Source organism: Paracidovorax valerianellae (assembly GCF_900102625.1).
Lineage (GTDB): Bacteria > Pseudomonadota > Gammaproteobacteria > Burkholderiales > Burkholderiaceae_C > Paracidovorax > Paracidovorax valerianellae.
In genome coordinates, this window is record NZ_FMZC01000005.1 from 249,248 (window position 1) to 268,012 (window position 18,765).

An 18,765-nucleotide genomic window follows, 5' to 3' on the forward strand; every position below is an offset into this window, starting at 1 on the left:
CTCAACTGCTGCGCGTTCCCCGGCAGGACGGGTAGTGGCAACAGCCCAGGAACGCGTTGCCAGCCGATGGCCCGCGCTTGGCAATGCGCTGAACCATTGCGCCGCCGCATTTGGGACATACCGGTTGCTGCAGTTGCGTTGGGGCAGCGCCTTCAACCGCAACTTGTGGCCGGGGGTTGCGATCACTGTCGGATTCCCGGATGAGCTGCAGCAGCGTGGCGCCATCGATGAGCCGGATGTTGCGGCCACTGGCAAAGGCTGTCGCCTCATGGGTGAAGCGCCCGGAGGTCACCACGAAGCCTGCCGAAGCCCCATGTGCGGCCATGACGCCGTACAACTCACGAACCACGGGAACACCGACCTGAAAGGCTTTCCAATGCTTGCATTGGACGAAAGACTTCTCGCCATCTTTCGTTAAAACCAAGTCCACTCCGCCGTCGGCGCCCTCGCCTGCTCGCTCTTGAACCGAATAGCCCCGCCGCCGAAATCCTTCACCCACCAGTTTTTCGAAATCCTGCCATGACATGCCTTGCAAAGCCTGTGCGCTGGAATTGGCCGTGCCGCAGTCGTTCAAAAGCTTGCTGCGTTCGCGCCGCTTCATGAACGACAGCAAAGCGCCCAGTCCAAAAAGAAGCGGCACCACGAACTGGGCACCGTAGGCCAATCCCCGCCACATGCTTCCAGTCACCAAGGAGGCTATTTCCTGCGATGTGCGGGCCGGCGGCATAGGCTGCGATGCCAAGCTGTGCAGCGCCCAATAAGCCGCCGCAGCCAACGCCGTTCCGACCCACCATGGAAATTGCGCAATGAGCTCGACCAATCCTTCTGCGGCACTTTGTTTGTGACGTCTCGCCATCCCTTTTCCCCTCCTGAATTCCGCTGAGCGGATCAACCGAACATTTTGCAACAAATAGAGAAGGTGCGGACAGCGTGATTCGAAATTTGCCTCGTTGAGACTGCTGTAAATCACTGCGGTGGAGATAACATGCCGCTGCGTTTTTGACAGCGCTGCGCCCTCGGTGATCCCGTTGGACCGGCCATCCGAAGCTCCACCGTGCCTTTTTGGTTGTGGCGGTGGGTTTACCGAGTTCAACATCCCTGTGCGCACTGTTCCTCTCCAGACCCAACTCCTGCTCGTGGCCGTGGCGGCGATCTTTCCGCTGGCGGTCGTGTGCGCCATCTCCCTTTCTGCACTCTTTGAAAGCCAGCGCGCGCAAAACGAAGCGTCCAGCCTGGGGGTGGCACGCGCTTTGGCCACCGCTGTGGAAGGCGAATTGCGACTGACCATTTCTGCGTTGCAGACGCTTGCGTTGGCAGAACCGTTGGCAACGGCTGAAGGCGAAGGCAGGGAACAGGCACTGGCACTCAGCCATGCAGTACGCGCCTCCCATCCGGAGTGGCGCGGATTGCTGCTGGCAGACCCGTCAGGCCGGGTAGTCTTCTCCACCGACAGCGGCAACGGCAACGGCAACGGAGTGGCTCCCCGGGTGATCGAAAGATTCAGTTTCGAGGAAACGGTGCGCAGCGGGCGCCCTGTCGCCGGTGCGATGGCACGCGGGGCGGCCGGCAATTTTGCTTTCCCTGTGCGTGTGCCTGTGGTTAGGGACGGAGTGGTGAGGTATGTACTGACCGCCGTGATCCGGCCGGAAGCCATTGCTGCGGTACTTCGGGGGCAGCGGATTCCCGAAGGTTGGTATGTGTCCGTGTTCGATGCCAACCAGGTTCGCATCGCACGCACGACCGATGACGAGCGGTGGAGGGGCTCCGCCCCCAGCGAGTCGCTGAAGCCGCTTTTCCAGGCCCTCGGCAGCGACAAGCGAGAGTTGGTGGGCACCAGCACGAATGTCGATGGCGTGCGCGCGAAGACAGTGCTGGCTCGCATCGACGAAGGCCGCTGGACGCTCGTTCTTGGCACCTCGATGTCGCAGGCAGAAAGTTCCTGGTGGCGCACGGCCGGGGCCTACGTGCTGGGTCTGTTCGCGTCGCTCGCTCTCGGCGGGGCGGGGGCCTGGTGGATGTCCCGATCCATCACCGTACCCATGCGGAGCCTGCGCGACGACGCCGATGCACTGGGCCGGGGCGAACAGCGGTCCTCCGGCATGTCGCGCATCACAGAGATCGATGCAGTGGCCCGGGCGCTGGAATCTGCCGCCGTGCAGCGTGCCGGCAGCGAGGCGGAGCGCGAAAGATTGTTGCAGCTCGAAAGCCACGCACGGTCTGCCGCCCAAGCGGCCGAGCAGCGGCTGGGGTTGCTGGTCCATGCCAGTGCGTTGCTTTCGGGGTCACTGGAGGAAGCCTCCACGCTGTCGACGATTACGCACCTGGTCGTCCCCGCCGTCGGAGATGCGTGCCGCATCGATTTGCTCGATGACCAGGGCGTATTGCGACAGAGACTGATCCACAGCCGTCCCGTAGAAATCGGTGGCGAACATGCCGAAAAGGCCATGGCACCAAGTGCGGGGGACACAGCTCCGCGGGCACTTGCGATCGCCATAGAAACAGGAAAACCCAGCATCCACGCTGCGCAAGCAACCGGCAATGCGCAAGGTGCAAATTTCGATCTGCAAGCGCTGGTTCCCGGCATCAGGACGGATGCGGGCTGCATTGTTCCCCTGGTGGCCCGTGGCCGCACGCTGGGCACGATGGCTGTGCTGAGGGCCAAACCAGGGTGGACCTTTCAGACCGAGGATATCGCGCTGATCGGTGAGCTGGCACAGCGTGCCGCCCTGGCCCTGGACAACGCCTTACTGTTGTCGGAGGCGCGCAAGGCCCAGCGGCAAGCGGAATCCGCCAACCGGGCGAAAGACGAGTTTCTCGCCATGCTCGGCCATGAGCTTCGCAATCCGTTGGCGCCGATCGTGCTGGCGCTGCAGTTGATTGCCCGACGCGATCCCGCTGCATTCACCCGAGAGCGGGAAATCATCGGGCGCCAGGTCAAGCACCTCTCGCGCATGGTGGACGACTTGCTCGACATCTCCAGAATCGTGTCCGGCAAGATCACGCTGTCGCTCGAACCGGTAGACCTTCGTGAGGTCGTGGAGCGCGCCATCGAGTTGACGTCGCCCGCGCTGCAAGGGCGCAGCGCCTTGCCACATCTCGACCTGCCTGAATCTGAAGTGCTGGTGCAGGGTGACCTGCTGCGGCTCGTCCAGATCGTTTGCAACCTGCTCACCAACGCGGCCAAATTCAGTCCACAGGACGCGCCAATCCGTGTGCGCGTGGAAAGCGACGCCCAGTGGGCCATGTTGCGCGTGACCGATGAGGGCATCGGCATTCCACCCCATCTGCTTGCCCAGGTGTTCGAACGTTTCGTGCAGGCAGAACAGGCCTTGGAACGCGCTTCGGGCGGCCTGGGCCTCGGGCTAGCCATCGCCAAGAGCTTGACGACGCTGCACGCCGGAACGATCGAGGCGCACAGTGAGGGAACCGGCCAGGGGAGCACCTTTACTCTGCGACTGCCTTTGCACATCGAGTCTGAAACTCCCGCTGTGCCCGATGCCCCTGAGGGACAGGAACGAACGCCAGCGCTGCGATTGCTCTTGGTGGACGACAACCGCGATGCCGCCGACCTGCTGGCCGAGTGGTTAGGCATGGAAAGCCACCAGGTAAAGGTTGCCTACAGCGCCCAGGAAGGCCTGGCGCTTTTGAAAGCCGATTTTTTTGACGCAGCGATTTTCGACATCGGCTTGCCGGAAATCAGCGGCTATGAACTCGCCCGCCAAGTCCGCTCGCAGCCTCTAACCCACGCGCTACCTCTGGTGGCATTGACTGGCTACGGAAGCGAATCGGATCGGCAGGCCGCGCTGGCGGCGGGATTCGACGACCATTTCTCCAAACCTGTGGAAATGGACCGCCTGCTCGAGCGCCTTAAAGCGTTGTTAGACGAGCGCAGTGCCAGAGCAGAGTGACCGCTTCACCCACTCGCAAGCGCGCCTACATCCATCACGGGTTTCGAAGTCAGGACGAGGTACGAACAGCTTGAGAAGGCTCGCCCATGGCCGCTGCTGGTTCGCCATCAAGGGCCAGCGATGAGGCATCGTGCGCGGGGAGCATCACCTTGTCCGGCGTCATTGGTGTAGACCGCACCCTGCGTCCGGTCGCGTGAAAGATCGCGTTGCACACTGCAGCCGCCACACCCACGATGCCGATTTCGCCCACCCCCTTGGAGCCCATCCGGCTGACGATGCGGTCGTCTTCGTCGACGAAGATCACATCAATGGGCGGAATGTCCGCATTGGTTGCAACGTGGTATTCCGCATAGTTGTGGTTCATGAAACGGCCCAGCGCATGGTCGGTCTGCGTCTCCTCGTGCAGGGCCTGGCTGATGCCCCACACCACGCCACCGGTGATCTGGCTGTGCGCGGTCTTGGCGCTCAGAATGCGGCCTGCGGCAATCGCACTGACTACCCGCGTGACGCGGACCGTCCCCAGTTCCTCATCCACGCGCACTTCGCAGAACACTGCGGAATGTGTCGCCCTCACGAACTTCTTTTGCCGAAGCACATTGGGAAGCAGAAGGTGCCGCACCTCGACCATCGAACGCCCCTGCGCCGCAAGAATGTCGGCCAGGGCGACGCCTTCCTCGTCATGGGGCGCATCGCGCCGCCGCATGCGGCCGTTCTTGAATTCAACATCTTGAAGCAGCACGCGGCCGAAGCCCAGTGCAGGGTTGCGTCGTGCGAGGGCCCAAAGCAATCGCTGCAGCTTCTCGCACGCGCCTTCCACCGCAGCCCCTATGGTGGCCACGTGCGACGATCCGCCCTCGATGGGCGCCAACGGCAAATTGGAATCGCCCAGTTCAAAAGTTACCTGCTCCAGTGGCAGTCCCATCGCCTCTGCGGCGATCAGGGCCATCACGGTATAGGTGCCCGTGCCGATATCGGATGCCGCGCTGCTGACGACCAAACGCCCGTCCGCATGCAGTACGGCGCGGGCACGCGCAAGCATTTGCATGGCATCCCAGGTGCCTGTCGCCATGCCCCAGCCAACCCATTCCCGGCCCTCCCGCATCGAGCGTGGCTCCAGCGGCCTGCGCGCCCAACCGAAACGTTCCGCGCCTTGCTGGTAGCAGGCGCGCAATTCCTTGGTGGAGAAAGGCAGATCTTTCGAAGCGTCGCGTTCCGCGTAGTTCTTCAGGCGCAAATCCAAGGGATCCATGCGCAGTTCGTAAGCCAATTCGTCCATGGCCACTTCCAGAGCATGGACGCCATGCGCGGCGCCCGGTGCCCGCATGTCCAGCGGGCTGTATTGGTCGAGCGCTACCAGCCGATAGTCCAGGCGCACGTTGTCGCACCGATAAAGCTGCCCCGACCAATTCACCACGACTTCCACATAGTCCTCGAACCGGGAGGTCTCGGCCACGGCCTCGTGCATGACAGCCCGCAGGGTGCCATCGCGGTCCGCAGCCAGTCGCACCCGCTGCCAGGTTTCAGGCCGATGTCCGAACGTGAACATCTGCTGCCGCGTGAGCACGACGCGCACCGAGCGCTGCAGATGCAGCGCAGCCATCACCGCCAAGATCAGCTGGTACTGGGGCCGCAGCCCTGAACCGAAGGCGCCACCGACGAAGGGATTGCGAACGGTCACCTTGTCCTGAGACAAGCCGAACACATGGGACACCACCCATCGGCTGTTCTGCGGGCTTTGGGTCTTGTCGTAAATGGTGAGATGTCCATCCGGACTGCGCAGCACAGTCGACGCGTGCATTTCCATGGGGTTGTGGTGTTCGACGCCGCTGTAGTACTGCGCGTCGATTTTCACTGGCGCTGCGTCGAACGCCCTTGGCGCATCGCCCCGGGGCTTGGGTGGGGGCGAATAGCCGGCTTTGAGCCGGCTCGGCACGTGCGCGCGATGGAGATTGCGCATCAGGTGCGTCTCGTGCTTTTCCACCTCGTAGTCCACCTCAATAAGCGCAGCAGCGCAGCGTGCTGCCTCGAAGGTCGTTGCCACCACCAGCGCGACGGGTTGTCCGCTGTAACGGATGCACGCGTCGTGCAGCGGCTTGAAAGGCGACCCGGCGGGGGCCGTCATGTCTTTGTAGAAGAGGTCGAGAGACCGCATCGAGGGGCGGTTCGCGTGCGTGATGATGTCCAGCACGCCGGGTACCGCGCGGGCGCGGTCACTCCGCAGGCTGAGAATTCGCCCCTTCGCGATGGTGCTGTTCACCACCACACCATAGGCCAGTTCCTCGCAGAAAGGCTCTGCCGCGTAGCGCGCCTGCCCCGTTACCTTGAGGCGCCCGTCGATGCGTGAAACCGGCATGCCAGTTTTTACCGTGCCCGTTCCTGGCTCCGCCATGGGCTGCTGAGAGAGCGGCAGCGCTTTGTGGGCATTCGCATCAAAGTCGTGAGGAGCGTTCATGGCTGAAATTCCTGCAGATGTCCGGCACCGAGTTCGCCGGTGTTGGTCAATTCACCATCGCGCGCCATTTCAAGGGCGCGAACCACAGCGCGGCGCGCCAGTTCGATCTTGAAACGGTTGTTCCCTGGGCCACTTGGCGCTCCATGTCCGCGGGCGTCTTGCAATAACGTGTTTGCCGCCCTCTGAAAGGCCGTGGCGTCGGGCAACTCGCCGTCCAGTTGCTGCTCCGCGAGGGGATTGCGCCACGGCTTGTGGGCGACGCCTCCCAGTGCCACGCGGGCGTTGCGCATGTGGCCGGCGCTGTCCAGATCGAAGGCCGCCGCGACAGAAACCAACGCAAAGGCATAGGACGCTCTGTCTCGAATCTTGAGGTAGGTGCTGTGGGGCGCCAAAGTGTTGGCAGGCAGGTCGATGTGCGTGATGAGTTCGTCACCGGCCAGAGTGGTGTCCCGATGCGGAGCATTGCCTGGCAGCCGGTGAAAGTCTGCAAACGGAATTTCGCGTTCGCCCCGCGACGACCGAACATGCACCACGGCGTCCAGCGCCGCCAGGGCCACGCACATGTCTGAAGGGTGGGTGGCCACGCAGTGATCGCTGGTGCCCAGAATGGCCAATTGCCTGGCCAATCCGTCGCGTGCCGGGCAACCGGTGCCGGGCTGACGCTTGTTGCAAGGTACACCGACATCGTAGAAGTAATAGCACCGGGTACGCTGCAGCAGATTGCCTCCGTTGGACGCCATGTTGCGAATCTGGGGAGAGGCCCCGGCAAGAATGGCGGCCGATAACAAGGGGTACCGCTCCCTTACCAAAGGGTGGCGCGCTGTGGCGGCATTGCGCGCCATGGCCCCCAGGCGCACACCTCCGTCGGGCAATGGCTCGATGGCTGCGAGCGGCAGGCGGCTCACATCGATGAGGCGCTGTGGCCTCATGACGTTTTCCTTCATCAGGTCGATGAGATTGGTGCCCCCGGCGATGAATTTGGCATGCGGTGCGGTGTCCCCGATATCGGGGACTTCACTGGGCATCTCCGCAAGAGCGGCATCGGTTGCAGTCGCGGCCGCGTATTGGAAACCCCTCATGGCTGGCTTTCAGTAAACGGGCCGGCGGAACCAGGGAATGCGGCAGACCCGACGCGGATTCCCGCGATCTGCGAAACGGCCTGCACGATCTGAGGGTAGGCTCCGCAACGGCACAGGTTGCCGCTCATGCGCTCTCGCACATCATTGGCGGTTCGGGCTCCACCCTCGTTCAGCAAGCCAACCGCTGAACAAAGCTGCCCTGGTGTGCAATAGCCGCACTGAAAGGCGTCATGGTCCATGAAGGCCTGCTGCAAGGGGTGCAGCCCATTGCCGCTGGCTTCCTCCCCGGCCAGCGCGGGCAGTCCTTCCACCGTGGTGATATTTATCCCCTCCTGCATGACGGCGAGCGTGAGGCAAGCGTTGATGCGCTGTCCATCGGCCAACACCGTGCATGCGCCACATTGCCCGTGGTCGCAGCCTTTTTTGGTGCCCGTCAGGTGAAGGCGCTCTCGCAGCAGGTCGAGCAGCGTGACCCAACTGGGAATTTCGATGTCGTGAGGCTGCCCATTCACGCGCAAATGCACGGAGTGGACAGAGGTGCAGGCATCAGCAGCGTGCTCGCTGCGCACTGCGGACGGGAGGTGGCTGGAGTTCATCGGGCTTCCTTCTCGGCCTGTGGCGGCGGCCCAGTTTGCTGGGATGACCTCCAGCAGGGTTGTAGGAATTGCGCGCGCTCTTGACCGAATGGATCGGCGCCCATGCTTGGGCAGTTACGCTGCAGCCTGTGGACCCGGACATGCCACGGGGTAGTAAGACCACAGCCTTTGCCTCTGCCTCCGCCCTCCCACCAGCAGCCTTAATGCAGCCATGACGCGAATTGGTCAGAACGCTTTCTCCGACAGCCCCCTTTCACCCCTTAGGCAATGGCGCCATGTAGGGAGATTGAAAGCGCTGCGCCTGCGCAGCCCAGGCTCGCCTGGGCCGCAATCTGTTCAAGAGGCGGTTGCGGTCGCCCATGAGGGGTTGTCCGGCGACAGGCACGCCGGCATGCACTCGCCGCGCCAGATGTTGATCGCAGAAGAACGCGTCTATGGTGAACTCGATCTGCCAGCCTTTTCGCTTCGGGAGAGCCTGTTGATCGACTTCCCGACCAATGAACTCCGCTCGGGTTCCCTGCTACGGATCGGTGCCGATGTGGTGTTGTGGATCACGTTCCAGTGCGAGCCATGCGTGCGGCTGGAACGTCATCAACCGGGCTTGGCAAAAGCACTGAAGCGTCGCCGTGGCGTGCTGGCACGGGTTCTCGAAGGCGGAACACTTCGAGTGGGCGACCTTGTTGGCCTAAGCCCATCGCCCATTACACCCATGAGCGATGACTGGAAACTGCGCGTCGCGAACATCGTTCAGCAAGTTCCTTCGGGCCAATTCATCGAATATCGTCAGCTTGCCGAGCTCGCAGGGGTGTCAAAGACCTACTGCCGCGCTTTCCCTCGCGTGCTGAGCCAGTTGAGCCCCGATGTGGCGATGCGTGCACAGCCAAGCGGTGCAGTGCCGGCGGAGCAGCGCTGGGCGGGTGATGAACTCTTCGATGTGCGCCCGGACCTCGGCGATTGAGAAGATCGCCGAGCCACCCGCCGCCGCTAGCGCCCGCGACCCATATTCGATCATCCCCCCATCGCGGCAACGAGTGATCGTGGGCGCATGTCGGTCCAGCCGGTTTCGATGAACGTCCGGCAAGCCGCTTTGTCGGCTGCTGGCAAAGCTACGTCCCAGCCAGCCGGCACGTCAATGAAAGCAGGCCACAAGGAATGCTGGCCTTCTGGATTGATCAACACCAGAAATTTGGCGTTCTCGTCGTCGAAGGGATTGCTCATCAGGGATCTCCTTAAGGTTCAGGCAAATTCCGCAGGGGCGGAGGCGGTTTCTTGGACGATGGCCAGAGCCTCTGCAATCTCGGTCAAGGCGCAGTGTTGCGCGAAGTTCTGGCGCAATGCCTGAGCCCGCTGCCGATACGAGGGCTCGTCAAGCAGCTTGCGCACGGCGTCGCTGATCTGACGCGCACTCGGCTGACCGGTGCAAAGGTTGATACCCGCACCCGACCAAGCCACCCGCGCGGCAATTTCCGGCTTTTCCTCGGTGCCACCTGCCACGAGCAGAGGCACACCAAGGCTGAGCGCATGGTTGACCGACCCATATCCGCCATTGGTCACCATCGCATGCACCTTGGGCAGCAACTGGTCGTACGGCAAAAAGGGTACGACCCGGGCATTGGCAGGGAGCATCGCGGCCGCAAGGCCTGGCGGTACCGGCCCGCCCGTGGTCGCTATCACCTGGATGTCGTCGAACTTTGCCAGCGCCTGCACCGCAGGGGCGATGAGTTGCGCAGGGTTCTGATTGGCCAGCGTGCCTTGCGTGACCAGCACGACCGCGCGCCCATCGTCCAGTTCACCCCACCAGTCAGGCGGATTGAACCCGGAGCGCGCGGGCGCCAGCAGCGGACCGACAAACCGCACGGAAGCTGGCAAGTCGCTTCTTGGGTATTCGAATGCCGCGGAAGTCAGCTGCAGGTACAGATCCGGCAATGTCACCATTGCATCGACGAAGAACCCCGGCAGCGGCCGCGATCCCAGGCGCAACAACAGCCCGTCGAAATGGCGCTGCACGTCGCCAAACATCGCCTGCTGGAGATTCCGGTTCATGGACTGATTGCGCACGCGCCCTTCGGGAGTGGAGGAAGGCGGCAGTGCCGTCCCGAAGAAAGCGGTGTCCCGGCTGGACAGTGCCAGCGCCGAAATGCCGATGGACACGATGGGCGGCCGATCTTCACGAGGGCCCAGCAGCAGAGGAAACGTTCCGCAGAACATGGTGTCCACCAAAATCGCGTCCGCCTCGAAGTGCTCGAGAATGCCGCGCAGCCCCTCCATTTGGGGCGCCATGGCGTCGGCGAAGAAGTGCTTGAGTCCAAAACACAGTTGTGCGTGGGCAGAAGCCAGTTGCAGCCGCTGCGGGAACCGCTGGTCCAGCTGATGGTGATCGAAATCGATGGATCTGTGAAACGCCGTGAACGAAGCGCCCGTCGATAACGCTTGCTCCCGGAAGTGGCTGGCGGTGTGCACCCGCACTTCATGCCCCTGTCTCACCAAATGCTGGGCGATCGCCAGCATGGGAAGCACATGCCCCGGTAAAGGGGTCGCTGCGATGAGATAACGTGCCATGGTTTCCTCCTCTTTATGAAATGCTGGGTTCCAAGGCACGGCGTGCCTTGGTGTCGATGCCCAGATCGACGAAGTAACGGTGCAACAGATCGCGATCCACCGGCCGGATCGCAGCACCGATGGCTTCCAGTTGCGCATGGGTGGCCACGCCAGAGACTTTGGGGGGCTTGGCTGAGGCGTCGTAGCGGTCCAGGATGGCCAGCACGGCGGCCAAGTCGCGATCCTGCCCTTCAGCCAGGCGCCCGTGCGCGCGGCGCAGCCAATGCTCCAGTTCCACCGATTCGAGACGCAGGCCCAACCGCTCGAAAACGGGCGGAATGTCGCGTACGCGCAAAGGTGCAGGGCTCATCAAATGGAACACCTGCCCCCACGAAGAAGCCTGCCCCGCCAGACCCAGAATGGCGCGTGCGACATCGTCAACCGGCGTCATGTTGAGGGGCAGGTCCATGTCGGGAATCGCCTGCAGATCTGCGTACAGATGGGCCACCCGCCAGATCAGGTCGGCAGCATTGCAGATGGCGTGGTCGTGGTCTCCTGTAACGGCTCCCAGCCGGTAGATCGCTACGGGTAGCCCCCGGGCCTGCGCTTGCCGGGCGATCCCGTCGGCGACCCATTTGCTCTGGCTGTATCCGTCCACCAGGCCGCTCCAGGAAGCCAGCTCCGAACGTTCCGTGACCGTGCCGCCCTCTTCGTTCTGCCCGATCACGGCCAGCGTCGAGACGTAATGCAGGCTTTTGGCACGTCCTTGCACGGTCCATTCGAGCAGCGTGACCAGGCTGTCGACGTTTGGTCCCTTGAGACTTGCATAAGGGTGCAAGAAATCCACCTGCGCCGCGCAGTGGTAGATGGCATCGCAACCATCGCGAACCAGGCGCACCGCGCTGTCATCCAGCCCGAGTTGCTCGGACCCCAGATCGCCGGTAACCACCTGAATGCGCTTGTCGTCCCACGCCTGGCCCAGTTGGCGGTCAGCCATGGCGCGTTGCAGGCGCTGTCGCCCCTGCGCGCCGTCGGCGGCGCGCACATGGCACACCACGCTGGCGGAAGTGTCTCGCAACAACGCAGCCAGCAAATGGCTGCCTACGAAGCCGCTGGCTCCGGTGAGAAACACCCGCGTTGGCGCCAAACTGGGAACCGCTGCAGAACCGCGGATGTGTTCTGGCAGATCGATTTCGCGCGATAGATCCAGCGCCTCGGCGGTATGACCCTCTTTATCGATCCAGCCTGCCAGTTGCGCGATCGACGGGCGGTTGTAGACCTCGGCATGGGGGAACTCCGGGTGAATCTTTTCCCTGATCCGCATGCCGAGCTGAATCGCCATCAGCGAATGGCCACCTATTTCGAAGAAGTTGTCGTGGATGCCGACCTGCGGCACGTTCAGAATTTCGGCCCACAGCGTGGCCAGCGCCGCTTCGGTGGAATTGCGCGGTGCTGCATAAGGTTGATCGCCCTGCGCGTGTTGCGCCGAAGGAATCGGCAGCGCCTGCCGATCGAGCTTGCCGCTTGAACTGAGCGGCATCGTGGGCAAAACCACGACGGCCGAAGGCACCATGTAGTCTGGCAGCGACAGCGCCAGGTGAGTGCGCAACTCGCCGGTAGCGATCTCGTCTGGACCGGCAAAGACCACATACGCCACTAGGCGCTTGTCTCCCCCCACGTCTTCGCGCGCGATCACTGCCGCTTGTGCCACTTGCGGATGTTGCAAAAGCACCGACTCGATCTCTCCCGGCTCGATGCGAAGGCCGCGAATCTTGACCTGGTGGTCCGCTCTCCCCAGGAAGTCCAGGCTTCCGTCTGCACGCCAGCGGGCCAGGTCCCCCGTGCGGTACATGCGGCTGCCCGGCTCACCATGCGGGTTGGCCACGAAGCGCTCCGCGCTCAGCACTGGACGGCCCAGATAGCCCCGGGCCAAGCCTGTGCCTGCGATGTACAGCTCGCCCGTCACACCCATCGGTACCGGCTGAAGACCGTCGTCCAGCACGTACATGCGCGTGTTGAGGATCGGGTGTCCGATCGACGGAGCAGCATCGGGCTGCATCGGCTCGCTCAAGCTGGCACAGATCGTGATCTCCGTGGGTCCATAGGCATTGATCATGCGGCGGCCTGCCGCCCATCGCGCCGCAAGCGCTGGTGCACAGACATCACCGCCCACCACCAGTGTTTTAAGGGCCGGGAAATCGCCGGGCGGTACCGTGGAAAGCGCAGCAGGAGGAATCAGTGCATGGCTGATCGAGTGGCGGACAAGCCCATCTGCCAAATCCTGTCCCAGCCATGGAGCGGGCCCAGGCACCATCAGAGCAGCTCCAGCGTAAAACGCCATCAGCTGGTCCATCACGGAAGCATCGAAACCGCTGGAAGAAAACTGCAGCACCCGTGAATCCGAAGTGATGGACATCCTTTCCGCCATGGCCATCGCCAAACTGTTCAAGCCCGCGTGCGGCACCACGACCCCTTTGGGAATACCGGTAGAGCCAGAGGTGTAGATGAGATAAGCCGCCTCCTGGGGATGTGGGCTCGACCGTTGCGCTCCACCGAGTTTCACCAGCGGGCTGTCGGATTGGATCGCCAAGGCAGCGACGATCAGGTCGCTGTCCAGCACCAGGCAATGGGGAATTCCGCTCAGCCGTGGAAGCATCGAAGCATGGGTCAGAACAGCTGCCGCTGCGGCCTCTTCAAATATGAGAGCGCTGCGTCCCGCGAGGTGATTGGGATCGAGCGGTAAATACGCTGCGCCCGCCTTCACGATGGCCAGATGGGCAACGATCAGGTCGAGGGAGCGCGGCAAAACCGTTGCGACGATAGCGCCCGGAACAACGCCTCGCCCTTGAAGCAGGTGCGCCAGTCGATTGGCCCGTGCGTCGAGCTCCCCATAGCTGACGGTGGAGCCTTCCAGGATCAGTGCGGGCGCCTGAGGGCTCTTCCTGGCATGGCCTTCCACCATCGTCGCGATGCTCTGAACAGCCACGGGGTGCACCGAGCCGCTCCAGTCCTGCAGCAGGCGGCTTCGCTCTTGCTCCTGCAGAATGTCGAGGCGGCCCAGTACTTCGTCAGGGGCATCGCAGGCTTGCTCCAACCAGCGCACCAAGCGTGCTGCAAGCGATTCCACCGTCGCGCGATCGAACAGATCGGTGCTGTATTGAATGCCGCCCTCAATCCCGCCCGGCAAGCCTTCATTGGTGCGCTGCTCGGTAAGGATGAAGGACAGGTCGAATTTCGCGGTGTCGATGTCCACCGGCTGCGGAGTGATCGAAAGACCTGGCAAGCTGAATGAAAGCCTGCTGCTGTTCTGGAAGCCGAGCATGACTTGGAACAGTGGAAGATTGGCCCGTGAGCGACCCGGCCGCAGCAACTCCACCAAACGGTCGTAAGGAAAGTCCTGATTCGCGTAAGCCGCCAGATTCGTGGTGCGCACGCGCGACAGGAGTTCACGCAGTCCAGGCTCGCCCGACGTGTCGGTGCGCAGCACAAGGGTGTTCACGAAGCAGCCGATCAACCCGTCCAGCGCATGGTCGCTGCGCCCCGCGACCGGACTTCCAATCACGATATCGTGACCGGCACCCAATCGGCTCAACAAGCCTGCCAATGCCGCTTGCAACACCATGAATACGCTGGCCTGTCCGTCGCGGGCCAAGTGAAGCATGCGCGCATGAACATTGGCCGGAATATGCACGAGCACGACATCGCCCCGATGGCTTGGCACCAGCGGACGGGGGCGGTCCACCGGCAAGGTCATCTGCTCGGGCAGATCACGCAGAGCGTCCTGCCAAAAGGCACGCTGGCGGCCGGCCAGACTGTGGGGATCGTCTTCGCTGCCGAGGAGTGCCGCCTGCCAAAGCGCGTAGTCTGCGTATTGCAGCGGCAGCGGTTCCCAGCTTGGCGCCACGCCACCACCACGCGCGCCGTAGGCCACGCTCAGGTCGCGGGCCAGCGGCAGCAGCGAAGCGCCATCGCCTGCAATGTGGTGGGTCAGCAAGAGCAGCACATGCTCGTCATCGGTCAATCGGAAAAGCGATACCCGCAGAGGCATGGCAAGACACAGGTCGAAGGCGTGGCCAGCGGCTGCGTGCAGCAGCACAGCAAGATCGTCTTCGCTGGCATCGGTCTCGATCACTGTCGGTTGCGCCTCGGCGCCGTCCAGAATTTGCTGGTAGGGCAGACCGCCTTCGTGGGGGTAGACCGTGCGCAGGCTCTCGTGGCGATGCACCAGATCAGCCAAGGCTGCATGCAACGCTGCGCGGTCAAGCAACCCGGACAGGCGCAATGCCAGGGGCATGTTGTAAGCAGGGTTGTGCCCGTCGAGCTGATTCATGAGCCACAGGCGGCGCTGTGCTGATGACAAGGGAATCCGTGCCGGACGCGCCATGGGAGCCATGCGAGGTCGATCGACGGACTCTTGATCCAACCGTTCTGCCAACCCTGCAATGGTGGACACCTGGAACAGCGTATCCAACGGCAGATCGATCATGAACTGCTGGCGGATCATCGAAACCAGCTGCACGATCATGAGCGAGTGCCCGCCCAGTTCGAAGAAATTGTCATGGATGCCGACCCGGGGAAGGTGCAGGGTTTCGGCCCACAAGTCCGCCAGCTTTTGCTCGGTGGGCGTACGAGGCGCTGCGTAAGAAGCAGCGCTTTGCACCTCTGGCGCAGGCAACGCCTTGCGGTCCAGCTTGCCGCTCGGCCCCAGTGGCAGCGCAGGTAAGGGCACGAAGGCCGAAGGCACCATGTAGTCCGGGAGCGATAGCGCCAGATGGCTGCGCAACTCGCCAGCAACGAGTTCGTCCAGCCCGGCCGGCACTACATACGCCACCAAGCGCTTGTCTCCCGCCACGTCTTCGCGCGCGATCACTGCCGCTTGTGCCACTTGCGGATGCTGCAAAAGCGCCGACTCGATCTCTCCCGGCTCGATGCGAAGGCCGCGAATCTTGACCTGGTGGTCCGCTCTCCCCAGGAAGTCCAGGCTTCCATCTGCACGCCAGCGGGCCAAGTCCCCCGTGCGGTACATGCGGCTGCCCGGCTCACCATGCGGGTTGGCTACGAAGCGCTCAGCGCTCAGCACTGGACGGCCCAGATAGCCCCGGGCCAAGCCTGTGCCTGCGATGTACAGCTCGCCCGTCACACCCATCGGTATCGGCTGCAGGCCGCTGTCCAGCACCAGCATCTGAGTGTTCCAGATCGGGTAACCGATGGGTACTCCCTCAGTCACCGGGTCCGTGGGAAACGCGCGCATGCATTCCCAAGCGGTGACATCGACGGCCGCCTCGGTCGGGCCATACAGGTTGTGAAGTTCGCAGCCCAGTTGCTGCTGAAACTTGCGCTGCAAGGCGGAAGACAACGCTTCCCCGCTGCAGATCACGCGCCTCAGGCTGGCGCAGCCGGAGACCGAAGGCTCCAGCAGGAAAACCTCGAGCATCGAAGGTACGAAATGCAGGGTGGTAATGCCTTCGCTGACTATCAGTTCAGCGAGGTATGCCGCGTCCTTGTGGCCGCCGGGTTTGGCCAGAACCAATGTGGCTCCGTCGATCAACGGCCAGAAAAATTCCCACACCGACACGTCGAAGCTGGAGGGGGTTTTTTGCAGTACCCGGTCATCCGTCTGCAGGCCGTATCGGTCCTGCATCCACCGCAGCCGATTCACGATGGCGTGGTGCGAGACAGCAACCCCCTTAGGATTGCCCGTCGACCCGGATGTGTAGATCACATATGCCGGCTGGGCCGTATGGAGTTCGGATAGCGGCTGCGGCCGGGTTTCTGCAAACTGTGCCAACTGTGAAAGGGTTTCGAAACCGTCCAGGATGACCAAGAACAAGGCGGTCGGCAGGGACGGTGCCAGCGCCTGAGTCGTGATCAGGCACACCGGTTGCGCATCGCCAAGCATGAAAGCGATCCGGTCTGGCGGGAAGTCTGGGTCTACCGGCAAATAGGCCGCCCCGGTCTTCAGAATGGCCAACAGGGCCACCATCAGGTCCAGCGACCGCGGCAGTGCCAAAGCCACGACGCGTTCAGGTCCAGCGCCGCGCGCCCGCAGCAAGTGCGCCAGCCGGTTCGCTCTCCGGTCGAGTTCCCCACGGCTCAACACCTGTCCCTCGTAACGCAGTGCGATCCCCTGCGGCTCTGCCAGCAGCCCGGCTTCGATACTTTCTGCCAAGTGTCGGTCTGGCACCGCATGACGGGTGTCGTTCCATTCCGACAGGACCTGCCAGCGCTGCTGTTCAGCCAGCAGTTCGATCCGACCCACCGACTGATCAGGCTGCCGAATCACCGCGGCGATCAAGGTCAGCAGCCTTTGTTGATGGTCTGCCAACGTCTGAGCGGTATATAGCGCTGGGTTGGCATCGAAGTCGATCTGCAGGTCTTGGCCGTTGCCGCGCTCGTACAGAAAGATGCCCAGGTCCTCGGCCGTGCCGTTGGACAGATTGCGGGGCTTGGCGGCATGCCCGGCAAAACGGAAGTCGTAGTCGAAAGGCTCGACATTCACGACCGTGGTGAACAACTGGCGATGGTTCAGCAGCAGATTCAGATCGCTGCGCAATGTCTCGTAGCGATAGCACTGATGGCGAAGAATCTGGCGCATCTGGCGCCCTACCTCGCGAACCAGTTCGGGAAAAGGCAAGTCCGGGCGCATCGCGAGGCGCAGCGGCAACGCATTTGCCACCATCGCGGGGACTTGTCTCATGCGATCGTTGTGGCGCGCAGTCACGGGGATGCCGATCACCATGTCTTCGACCCCTGTCGAGCGATACAGATAGGCCGCCGTAGCAGCGATGAGCATCTGAGGCAGCGTGCTTCCCCAGGCTTGGGCAACGGACTGCAGTGCCTGCACGCTGGCCGCCGGCAGATGCACGGTCTGCCGCAAAAGACCGCCCTTGTTAACCGATTGGCGCGACGCGAGGGTAAGAGGTTCCGGTACGTCGGCAAAACGGTCCCGCCAATATTGGCGATCCCTTGGAAACCGGCCTGACTCGCGATAGGCGTGTTCTTCCTCTGCCAACTGGGCCAGCGGTGCGAGGCGTGAAGCGGACGGGATGTCACCTCGTTGTGCCAGCGCCGTATAAAGTACAGCGATGCGCCGCGCGACCAAGCCACCGCCGAAGCCGTCCAGCAAGATGTGATGGCTTCGCTGGTAGCAAATATGCTGTCCGGGCAAGACGCGGATCAGTGCGCAGAGCCACAACTGCCCTGTCGCCAGATCAATCGTGCGGCTGAAATCCGCATGCATCCACGCCTGGGCCTCTCCTTGCGGATCAGCAGTGCCACTGAAATCGAGAAAAGGCAAGTCGCCAGTGAACACTGGCGCCAAAACCTGTTTCGGCCCCTGTCCCGCATCGACGAAATTCAGGCGCGTGACTTCCACCTCCGCGGTCACTCGGCGCACAGCTTCAGCGAACAGTGCAGGGTCCACTGCGCCATCGATGTCGATGGCCTCGGCCAGATTGAAGTTGGTGTCAGGCGAGGCGAATTGCACGCCCAGCCACATCGCCATCTGTCCTGCCAATAAAGGGGCGAAGCCACCAAACTGATCGAGCGTATTCATGCAATTCTCCCTGTCGTATGGACGCAGCCAGCCCCGACGCTGCCCATTCAAGGCAGTACGGATTTCTGGAGGGGCGGTCGGACTTGATGTCCGGACCACTTCACCGGCGCTTTAGCGGCCGGTTGTTAGGCGCTTGCATTCGTCTTTCGCCAATCAGGACATTCAGCACGAACCAGTCGCGGGTGAACCCAATGGACCCATCCGATGGCCGCTGAGAAACCAATGCGCTGAACACCGAGCGGCGTCTCGCCCATCGTTGTCAGGCATGGCATCACTTCAATGAAACGAAGATGACACCCCCTCAGCAAGAGGCGGAACGCAAGCGCATTCGCGAAAGCGATGGCGACAAAGAAAAAGCGGGGGAAATATGGACCTGTTCAAGACCAAAGGCGCCCACCCTTCGATGGGATCAGGGCGGACGCTTTACGCCACCCCTGCGAGAAGCCAATGGTGCGCGAGCACGAAAGCACTGCCGCCCATTGAGACAGCCAACTGGCGTGCGCGACGAATGACAAATAACCATACCGCTCAATGACCACATTGAGCGCACCTGTTCGCATTTCAGCATCAATCCTCCCTTTTTTGCCATCTAGGCTTTATCGCCTTAATGCATTTATGTTTAAAATTTTAGTAGGGA

The 18,765-nt window shown here is 62.5% G+C and carries 9 protein-coding genes; 2 read left to right on the top strand and 7 right to left on the bottom strand.

Annotation, left to right across the window (positions count from 1 at the left end):
- Position 1 precedes the first annotated feature (1 nt).
- Positions 2-856 carry a restriction endonuclease gene (locus BLT03_RS11045; protein ID WP_092743507.1) on the bottom strand — a complete coding sequence of 285 codons (855 nt, stop codon included), beginning with the start codon at positions 854-856 and terminating at the stop codon, positions 2-4.
- A gap of 244 nt (positions 857-1,100) precedes the next feature.
- On the opposite strand from BLT03_RS11045, the gene BLT03_RS11050 reads away from it, so the two are divergent.
- The gene (locus BLT03_RS11050; protein WP_139160372.1) at positions 1,101-3,908 is read left to right on the top strand and encodes a hybrid sensor histidine kinase/response regulator; all 2,808 of its coding nucleotides are present in this window, start codon (positions 1,101-1,103) and stop codon (positions 3,906-3,908) included.
- 49 nt (positions 3,909-3,957) lie between these two features.
- On the opposite strand, the gene BLT03_RS11055 is transcribed toward BLT03_RS11050, so the two are convergent.
- From BLT03_RS11055 to BLT03_RS11065, 3 genes are read right to left on the bottom strand one after another with little or no spacing between them, the layout of a single operon-like run.
- The gene (locus tag BLT03_RS11055) at positions 3,958-6,360 is read right to left on the bottom strand and encodes a xanthine dehydrogenase family protein molybdopterin-binding subunit (protein ID WP_092743511.1); all 2,403 of its coding nucleotides are present in this window, start codon (positions 6,358-6,360) and stop codon (positions 3,958-3,960) included.
- Positions 6,357-7,439 (bottom strand): FAD binding domain-containing protein, encoded by a 1,083-nt coding sequence (locus BLT03_RS11060; protein WP_092743513.1) that lies wholly within the window; start codon positions 7,437-7,439, stop codon positions 6,357-6,359. Before BLT03_RS11060 ends, BLT03_RS11055 begins: the two co-directional genes overlap by 4 nt.
- The gene (locus BLT03_RS11065; protein ID WP_092743515.1) at positions 7,436-8,035 is read right to left on the bottom strand and encodes a (2Fe-2S)-binding protein; all 600 of its coding nucleotides are present in this window, start codon (positions 8,033-8,035) and stop codon (positions 7,436-7,438) included. Before BLT03_RS11065 ends, BLT03_RS11060 begins: the two co-directional genes overlap by 4 nt.
- A gap of 211 nt (positions 8,036-8,246) precedes the next feature.
- On the opposite strand from BLT03_RS11065, the gene BLT03_RS11070 reads away from it, so the two are divergent.
- Positions 8,247-8,993 (top strand): MOSC domain-containing protein, encoded by a 747-nt coding sequence (locus BLT03_RS11070; protein ID WP_139160373.1) that lies wholly within the window; start codon positions 8,247-8,249, stop codon positions 8,991-8,993.
- A gap of 50 nt (positions 8,994-9,043) precedes the next feature.
- Here the strand turns inward: BLT03_RS11070 and BLT03_RS11075 are convergent, their stop codons facing one another.
- The 3 genes from BLT03_RS11075 to BLT03_RS11085 are packed head-to-tail and all read right to left on the bottom strand — an operon-like array spanning position 9,044 to position 18,128.
- Positions 9,044-9,253, bottom strand: coding sequence for an MbtH family protein (locus tag BLT03_RS11075; protein WP_092743519.1), 210 nt, complete (start codon positions 9,251-9,253; stop codon positions 9,044-9,046).
- Between the two features lie 18 nt (positions 9,254-9,271).
- Positions 9,272-10,594: a glycosyltransferase gene (locus tag BLT03_RS11080; RefSeq protein ID WP_092743521.1), complete on the bottom strand. Its 1,323-nt coding sequence runs from the start codon at positions 10,592-10,594 to the stop codon at positions 9,272-9,274.
- A 13-nt stretch (positions 10,595-10,607) separates the two neighbouring features.
- Positions 10,608-18,128: a non-ribosomal peptide synthetase gene (locus BLT03_RS11085; protein ID WP_092743523.1), complete on the bottom strand. Its 7,521-nt coding sequence runs from the start codon at positions 18,126-18,128 to the stop codon at positions 10,608-10,610.
- Positions 18,129-18,765: the final 637 nt, after the last annotated feature.

Excerpts from the sequence above, each read along its gene's own strand:
- BLT03_RS11045 (WP_092743507.1), bottom strand. The coding sequence starts at position 856 with ATGGCGAGACGTCACAAACAAAGTGCCGCAGAAGGATTGGTCGAGCTC.
- BLT03_RS11055 (WP_092743511.1), bottom strand. The coding sequence starts at position 6,360 with ATGAACGCTCCTCACGACTTTGATGCGAATGCCCACAAAGCGCTGCCG.
- BLT03_RS11060 (WP_092743513.1), bottom strand. The coding sequence starts at position 7,439 with ATGAGGGGTTTCCAATACGCGGCCGCGACTGCAACCGATGCCGCTCTT.
- BLT03_RS11065 (WP_092743515.1), bottom strand. The coding sequence starts at position 8,035 with ATGAACTCCAGCCACCTCCCGTCCGCAGTGCGCAGCGAGCACGCTGCT.
- BLT03_RS11070 (WP_139160373.1), top strand. The coding sequence starts at position 8,247 with ATGACGCGAATTGGTCAGAACGCTTTCTCCGACAGCCCCCTTTCACCC.
- BLT03_RS11075 (WP_092743519.1), bottom strand. The coding sequence starts at position 9,253 with ATGAGCAATCCCTTCGACGACGAGAACGCCAAATTTCTGGTGTTGATC.
- BLT03_RS11080 (WP_092743521.1), bottom strand. The coding sequence starts at position 10,594 with ATGGCACGTTATCTCATCGCAGCGACCCCTTTACCGGGGCATGTGCTT.
- BLT03_RS11085 (WP_092743523.1), bottom strand. The coding sequence starts at position 18,128 with ATGAATACGCTCGATCAGTTTGGTGGCTTCGCCCCTTTATTGGCAGGA.